Source organism: Pseudomonas sp. FSL R10-0056 (genome assembly GCF_009600105.1).
Lineage (GTDB): Bacteria > Pseudomonadota > Gammaproteobacteria > Pseudomonadales > Pseudomonadaceae > Aquipseudomonas > Aquipseudomonas bubulae.
Genome location: NZ_WIWL01000036.1, coordinates 1 through 2,147, shown reverse-complemented (window position 1 = coordinate 2,147; position 2,147 = coordinate 1). Strand labels below are relative to the sequence as shown.

The 2,147-nt window shown below is 62.3% G+C and carries 1 protein-coding gene; it reads right to left on the bottom strand.

Annotated features, from left to right (window positions below):
- Positions 1 to 295 precede the first annotated feature (295 nt).
- Positions 296 to 2,147, bottom strand: a 1,852-nt coding sequence (locus tag GHO42_RS02380; protein ID WP_153384094.1) for a sulfite reductase flavoprotein subunit alpha, incomplete at its 5' end; no start/stop codon positions are given.

Below are 2,147 nucleotides of genomic sequence, written 5' to 3'. Positions count from 1 at the left end.
GCGATGCAGGCACTGGGGTCTGTCAGGCAAACCGTGGCGATGCCATCGCGAGCAAGCCCGCTCCCACAATGTCACCGTAAATCCAGTGGGAGCTGGCTTGCCTGCGATGCAGATACTGGGGTCTGTCAGGCAAACCGTGGCGATGCCATCGCGAGCAAGCCCGCTCCCACAATGTCACCGTAAATCCAGTGGGAGCTGGCTTGCCTGCGATGCAGATACTGGGGTCTGTCAGGCAAACCGTGGCGATGCCATCGCGAGCAAGTCCGCTCCCACAAGAGCTGAGCAGCTTGTCCGACTAGTACACATCCCGCCGATAACGCCCTTGCTCGATCAGCCTCTCTACCGCTTCTGCCCCCAGCATGTCGATCAGCGCTTGATCCACACCCGCCGCCATTCCCTGCAAACTGCCACAGATATAAATCGCCGCGCCTTGGTCCAGCCATTGGCGTACCTGCTCGGCAGACTCGCGCAAGCGGTCCTGCACATACACCTTCTGCGCCTGATCCCGTGAAAACGCCAGATCCAGCCGCGCCAGATCGCCACTGGCCAACCAGCCCTGCAGCTCATCGCGGCAATAGAAGTCGTGCTCGGCATTACGCTCGCCAAAGAACAGCCAGTTGCGCTGCTGGCCCTGGGCAATCCGAGCCTTGAGCAAGCTGCGCAGCCCTGCCAGGCCGGTACCATTGCCGAGGAGAATCATTGGCACCGGTTCGGCCGGCAAATGAAAACCGCTGTTGCGGCGCACGCGCAGGCTGATCGCCGAGCCGACTGCGGCATGTTCGGTAAGCCAGCCCGAACCGATGCCCAGGCTGCCATCAGCATGCCGCTCCTGACGTACGATCAACTCCAGCAGACCGTCCTGCGGGATCGAGGCAATGGAGTATTCGCGCATGTTCAACGGGATCAGTGCGTCCACCAGTGCCTGGGCGTGCATGCCCACAAGATGGCCGCGATTTTCCGGCAGTTGTCGGCCAGCCAGGGCCTGAGCCAAAGTTTCCTGCAGGCCATCGAGTTGCACCGGAGTGTCAGCCGACAGGCCCAGCCCCTCCAGGAAGTGCTCAACCGCCCAGCTCGATTGCCGCGGCATCACTTCCACCAGATCACCGGCCTGCCACAGGCTGTTGGTGTCAGGCGCGCTGAGCCCCAGCAGGTACACCCCCGAGCCACTGCTGCCGGGGTTGAGCAGCTTGCGCTCAGTCAGGGGCCAGTTGTTGTAACCAGGCGCCTGCCAGTTGGCATTCGGCGTGCCTCCGGTCAGTTGGCTAAGCTGCTGTTGCCATTGATGCAGGGCCTCGGCATCGCCGCTGTCCACCTGCACCGGGCTGAACAACGCTTGGGCACCGCGCTCGCTCAGCCAGTGCTGGATCCGCGTGGCAAAACCGCAAAAGTGCGGGTATTGACGATCGCCCAGTGCCAGCACCGAGTACTTGAGGCGGTTCAGTCCCAGAGGCTGGCCGAGGATCTTGCGTTCAAAGCCCCGCGCGCTATCAGGCGCTTCGCCATCGCCAAAGGTGCTCACCACAAACAGCGCGTTGCTGGCCTGTTGTAAATCGTTTTCGCTCAGGGCGGCCAAGGGCTGCACCCGTACCGGCAATCCGGCGGCTTGCAATTGCCCGGCGGTCTGCCAGGCCAGTTGCTCGGCAAAGCCGCTCTGGCTGGCAAAACCGATCAGCCAGGACGGCGTATCGCTGCTCGTAGCGGCAAAACCCTGGCGTGCCTGCTTGATCTGACGCTTTTTACGTCGACGGTCCAGATACAGCAACCAGCCGGTAATAAAGAACAGCGGCATGGTCAGGCTGGCTACGGTCACCAGCACGCGCCCGGTAATGCCCCAGTAACTGCCTGTGTGCAGCGCGTAAATGCTGGTCAGCAATTGTGCCTTGTAGGACTTGTCGTCATAACGATCGACTTTTTTGACGGCACCGGTGGCCGGGTCGAGCACAATCTGGTTGAACGCGCGCTCATGGGGTGAGGTGTTCAATAGGTAGAACACCGTGGCAGGCTGGCCGGCCACTGGCGGCATACGCACGTTGTACATGCTCAACTCAGGCCCGGCGGTTTTCTGGATGCTGGCCCAAATGGCATCGTAATCGGCGACCGGAGCTGGCCCGGCTGGCCCGGCTGGCCCGCCCTGACCACGGGGGCCG